We start from the raw sequence: 5,255 nt of genomic DNA on the forward strand, positions 1-5,255 counted from the left end.
TTTATTTCTTTTGGGCAAGTCTCCTTGCCTCTTTCTTAGTAAGAATAACACAAGGAAGCTGGAAATTCAAGCAAAATTTTCATCCTCCTTTGTGCCCCGCAGGGGCATGACGGTTTCTCCTGAAAATCGGGACTCGGGGGTTCGGGGTTCGGGAAGGCTGGTAGCCGCAGGCTTCAGCCTGATTTCACCTGAACCATCAAACCATCAAACCCATTTTCATCTTCCTTTGTGCCCACTTCCTGTGGGCATGAGCGTTTCTCCTGAAAAATAATGAATTAGAGAATAACTTATTCAGACACCACGCCTTCTCCTGACAGACTCAGGAGTATAAGATTTAAACCCTTATAAACAAAAGTAAGAACCGAGTAGCAAGATGAATGGTTACCATTTTGCAAAACTCATAAGTTGATTCCTACGCTACTAAATTTGAATTTACTTGTAAATATCCCCTCTTGGACCAATTGCTTCAATAAGAACGATTTTATCTTCAACATTAACTCTGTAAACTATTCTCAAATTACCTACTGCATATCTATATTTTCCCTCACATATTCCTCTCAGTCTTTTAATATGTGTACCTTCAAGCGGATTTTTGCTTATAGATTCAATGGCTTTATTTATCCTTCCTGCTATTTTATCATCAAGGCTTTCATAATATTTAATTGCTTTCTTATGAAGGAAGACTTTATACATTGCGTTTAACTTTTTCCCAGGGAACAAACTCGTCAAGTTTACCCTTTTTTATAGATTTATCAGCTACTTCTATTTGTGTCATAATTTCATGACTGGCAAGAATTTCAAGAGTTGCTTCTATTCCTTCTTTTTCTTTGAGGTATTTTATAAAATCAATAGCAACCTTAAGTTTTTTTTCTGATAATTCATCTATTGCCTTTTTTGCCTCTTTTTTTAATGCAACACTTTGCATTTTATCCTCCCTTTTGTGTGGACAGGTATTGTCAAAAAAACAACCACAGATTATTACTCTTCAAATTCAAACCTATAATCTTCAATCACCGGATTAGCCAGGAGTCGGTCGCACATTTGCTTAATCGTCTGTTCATTTAATCCCGCGGCTTTTATCTCTAAATATTTCCCCACCCGAACATCTTCTATTCCTTGATACCCCAATGATTCAAGGGCTTTTTTTACAGTAACACCTTGCGGGTCTAAAACAGTTTTTTTTAAAGTAATATAAATTTTGGCTAATGACATAAAATACCCCTTCTATTTGGTAAATGGTAACTGGTGAATGGTAACTCGTGAATGGTAAGTGGTGAATGGTAACTGGTGAATGGTAAGTGGTGAATGGTAACTGGTGAATGGTAATTAGTTACCAGTTACCAATTACCAATTACCAGTTACCAATTACCAATTACCAGTTACCAGTTACCAGCAATTACTCCTCCAAATCCACCTACCCTGAGTAAAACAGAGAAAATAAGCAAACAAAACAATAAAGCCATAACACAATAATCTATACTCGATATTTTAAATTCAAGATACTGTGAGCGTGGTTCTTTACTACCAAATCCTTTTGATTCTAATGCTTGAGCCAATAGGTCTGCCTTTTTAATCGCATAAGCAACAGTAGGAATAATCAAAGGGATATATTTTTTACTCCTTGTAATCATTCCACCTTTGTCTAACTCTAATCCACGGGCTAATTGAGCCTGCACAATTGTCTCCAATACTTGAGTAAAAGTTGGCACTAATCTAAAAGCAAGTGATAACGCAAAACTAACCCGAAACGGCAATCCAAATCTGTTTAATCCCCAGGTAAACTCCTCTACCGTGATACAAGAAATGAATATCATCCCTGAAATAGCCATCATTATCAATCTAAAACTCATTCCCAGGCCATAAAGAAGGGATTCTTTAGATACAGATAAAAAACCAAACTCCCAGAGAACAGTTTCTCCTTTTATAAAAAAAGACCACATCACCGGACACATAATCCCCAGGCAAATAAGAAGTGTCTTTATTCGCCAGATGTTTTCTAAACATTGGCTTTTGTATCCAATCAAAAGAGTAAATCCCAAGACCACTAATAAATAACCAGGATGGTTAAAAACTAAGCTTAAGGCAAAAAGAAGGATTAGACTTATAATTTTAGTAATAGGATTTAAGTTATGTATTGGGGTTTGTTTATCTAAATAAAGATATATGGCAATCCCTCCTCACTTTACCTAATTATACACTAAAAAATAATTTTGGTCAAGAAAAAAATTGTTGCATTCTTTTTAAAATGATGATATAATTATTTAAATTTAATGAGTGTGAATTTTAAAATCAAGGTAATCCCTAAAGCCTCGAAAAATGAGATATTGGAACTGACAGACGGGCTATTAAAAATAAAAGTTACTGCTCCACCAGTTGAGGGAGCGGCAAATGAAGCGGTTATAAAACTATTAGCCAGAGAATTAGGCTTAAAAAAGTCACAAATGGCTATTGTTCAGGGGCAAAAATCAAAGATTAAAACGATTGAACTAAATGGAGTAACTGAAGATGAACTATCAAGATACATTGAACTTGCCAAAAACAGAGTTTAAAATGAAGGCAGATTTGCCTAAAAGAGAGCCGGATATTTTAAAATCCTGGCAAGAATTAAATATTTATAATACCCTGCGCCAGGAGAGAAAAGACAATCCCAAATATGTCTTACATGATGGTCCTCCTTATGCCAATGGTGACATCCACATGGGTCATGCCTTAAATAAAATATTAAAGGATATTATCGTTAAGTATAAATCAATGAAAGGATTTGATGCTCCGTATGTGCCGGGGTGGGATTGCCACGGATTGCCGATTGAGTATAAAGTCGTTGCTGAAACAAAAGATAGTGATAAATTAACGAAAATGGAGATTCGCAAGATTTGTCGAGATTATGCCATCTATTTTGCTGGTGTGCAAAAAGAGGAATTTAAAAGACTGGGAATATTAGGGGACTGGGAAAGACCTTATTTGACATTAACCAATGACTATTCCGCCGCGGTCATTGAGGTGTTTAAAGAATTAGTCGAAAAAGGGTATATCTACAAAAGTAAGAAACCTGTCTACTGGTGTGCGCCCTGTGGCACGGCTTTAGCTGAGGCTGAGGTGGAATATAAAGAGGTTTCCTCCCCTTCTATCTTCGTTAAATTTCCGATAAAACCAACGCCTAAATGGGAAGAATTTCAATCCAAAATCCAAAATCCCTCCATCCTCATCTGGACGACTACCCCCTGGACACTTCTGGCGAATGTTGCCATTGCTCTTAATCCACAATTTGAGTATTCACTTATTAAAGTAGAGGGTGAAAACTTAATTATGGCTCGGGAACTAATTGAATCAACATTAACCGCCGCAGGGAAAAAGGACTATGAAGAATTAGCCACATTCAGAGGAGATGAATTAGAGGGAATTGTTTGCCAACACCCATTTATTGAGCGTGATTCGCTGGTTATTTTAGGTTCTCATGTCACCAGGGAACAGGGAACAGGATGTGTTCATACTGCTCCAGGACATGGCTTAGACGATTATGAGGTCGGATTCAAATATAACCTGCCTGTTATTGCCCCGGTAGATAGTAATGGTAAATTTACGAATGAAGGAGATGAATTTGCTGGTCTAAATGTCTTTTCTGCTAATAAACATATCATTGAAAAAATACACTCACTTGGAAAACTCTTTCATCAAGAGACAATTACGCATTCTTATCCTCATTGTTGGAGATGTAAGCATAAAATTATTTTTCGTGCTACAGACCAATGGTTTATCCGATTAGAAAATGATGAATTACGACAAAAAACGCTTAAGGCAATTGAGGATGTTACCTGGGTTCCTGCCTGGGGTGAAGAACGATTTTATAATACAGTGAATTTGCGGGCTGATTGGTGTATCTCAAGACAGCGGGCATGGGGTGTGCCAATTCCTGCTTTTTATTGCACAAATTGCCAGCAAACCCTTCTGGATTCAAATATAATTGAGATGATTAAAAATCAAATCCGAGAGCAAGGGATTGACATTTGGTTTGAGAAAGATGCAGATTCCTTTTTGCCTGAAGGAATAAAGTGTAAAGAATGTGGAGGTAACAAATTCAGAAAGGAAGAGGACATTATTGATGTCTGGTTTGAATCCGGGGTAAGCCATCGGGCGGTGCTTAAAAAGAGGCAAGAACTTATCTTCCCGGCTGACCTTTATTTAGAAGGCTCTGACCAACACCGTGGCTGGTTTCAATCCTCAATACTTACCTCAATGGCAACGGAAAAAATACCACCATACAAAGCCGTCTTAACTCACGGATTTATGTTGGATGAAGAAGGAAAGGCAATGAGCAAATCTATGGGAAATGTTATCTCCCCATTGAATATTATTGACAAATATGGGGCGGATATTTTAAGATTATGGGTAATCTCAGAAGATTATCGCGGAGATGTCCGATTAGGGCAGGAAATACTTACCAGAATGGGTGAATCTTATCGAAAAATACGCAATACATTTAGATTTATGCTGGGAAACCTTTATGATTTTAATCCATCAAAAGATAAGATTGCATATCCAGACCTGATGCGGATTGATAAATGGGTATGCCATCAATTGACATTGCTAATTCAGAAGGTAACAGATGCCTATGAGAAATTTGAATTTCATCTCATCTATCATTTGATACTTAATTTCTGCTCAAGTTTCCTGAGTGCGTTATATTTGGATATACTTAAAGATAGGCTTTATACCTTTGCCGCAGACTCAAAAGAAAGAAGGTCAGCCCAAACCGTGATGTATGAAATTACTACTTCGTTGACTAAACTGTTGGCGCCTGTTTTAAGTTTTACCTCAGAAGAAATATGGCAAAATTTGATTATTGAAGATAAAAAAACAAGTGTGCATTTAACCCTGTTTCCAACACCAAATTTAAAATATTTAGATGAAACTACCGCAAAACAATGGGAGGAAGTTCTGGATGTCCGAGAGAAGCTCAGTAAGGCATTGGAAGAGGCAAGAGCCAGTGCCTTAATTGGCTCATCATTAGAGGCACAGGTAATTTTGACTTATCCCCCTGAAAAGGAAAATCTACTTAGAGAATACGAAGATGAATTAAGATTTATCTTTATTGTCTCTTATGTCGAGTTGATAAAAGGGGATGAACTAAAAGTCGAGGTAAAAAAGGCTAAAGGGAGTAAATGCAGTCGTTGTTGGAATTACAGCGAGGCAGTTGGAAGTTTTACCGCACATCCAACTCTCTGTGAACGATGTATTAAAGTGGTCTCGCATGGTAA

Annotated in this window: 7 protein-coding genes; 3 read left to right on the forward strand and 4 right to left on the reverse strand. The window is 37.2% G+C overall.

Annotated features, from left to right (window positions below; translation table 11 throughout):
- Positions 1–271, forward strand: a 271-nt coding sequence (locus tag AB1414_14860; GenBank protein MEW6608702.1) for a hypothetical protein, incomplete at its 5' end; no start/stop codon positions are given.
- 161 nt (positions 272–432) lie between these two features.
- Here the strand turns inward: AB1414_14860 and AB1414_14865 are convergent.
- The 4 genes from AB1414_14865 to AB1414_14880 all read right to left on the reverse strand — a co-directional run bounded on the left by AB1414_14865 (position 433) and on the right by AB1414_14880 (position 2,171).
- Positions 433–693: a type II toxin-antitoxin system RelE/ParE family toxin gene (locus AB1414_14865; GenBank protein MEW6608703.1), complete on the reverse strand. Its 261-nt coding sequence runs from the start codon at positions 691–693 to the stop codon at positions 433–435.
- A complete protein-coding gene (locus AB1414_14870) occupies positions 686–925 on the reverse strand; it encodes a hypothetical protein (GenBank protein ID MEW6608704.1) in 240 nt (79 codons plus the stop codon). The genes AB1414_14865 and AB1414_14870 overlap by 8 nt, the downstream gene beginning before the upstream one ends.
- 53 nt (positions 926–978) lie before the next feature.
- Positions 979–1,212 carry a phosphoribosylformylglycinamidine synthase subunit PurS gene (purS, locus tag AB1414_14875; GenBank protein MEW6608705.1) on the reverse strand — a complete coding sequence of 78 codons (234 nt, stop codon included), beginning with the start codon at positions 1,210–1,212 and terminating at the stop codon, positions 979–981.
- 167 nt (positions 1,213–1,379) lie between these two features.
- A complete protein-coding gene (locus AB1414_14880) occupies positions 1,380–2,171 on the reverse strand; it encodes an energy-coupling factor transporter transmembrane component T (protein ID MEW6608706.1) in 792 nt (263 codons plus the stop codon).
- Between the two features lie 105 nt (positions 2,172–2,276).
- Between AB1414_14880 and AB1414_14885 the strand changes: the two genes are divergently transcribed.
- Together AB1414_14885 and ileS are read left to right on the forward strand one after the other, a co-directional pair.
- Entirely contained in the window at positions 2,277–2,549 is a 273-nt protein-coding gene (locus AB1414_14885; GenBank protein ID MEW6608707.1) for a DUF167 domain-containing protein, read from the forward strand.
- A partial coding sequence (gene ileS, locus AB1414_14890; protein ID MEW6608708.1) for an isoleucine--tRNA ligase occupies positions 2,506–5,255 on the forward strand: 2,750 nt, incomplete at its 3' end. The genes AB1414_14885 and ileS, both read left to right, overlap by 44 nt.

Source organism: bacterium, assembly GCA_040755795.1.
Taxonomy (GTDB): domain Bacteria; phylum UBA9089; class CG2-30-40-21; order CG2-30-40-21; family SBAY01; genus JBFLXS01.

Bases quoted from the DNA above. Each gene is read 5' to 3' on its own strand.
- AB1414_14865 (MEW6608703.1), bottom strand. From the start codon at position 693: ATGTATAAAGTCTTCCTTCATAAGAAAGCAATTAAATATTATGAAAGC.
- AB1414_14870 (MEW6608704.1), bottom strand. From the start codon at position 925: ATGCAAAGTGTTGCATTAAAAAAAGAGGCAAAAAAGGCAATAGATGAA.
- purS (MEW6608705.1), bottom strand. From the start codon at position 1,212: ATGTCATTAGCCAAAATTTATATTACTTTAAAAAAAACTGTTTTAGAC.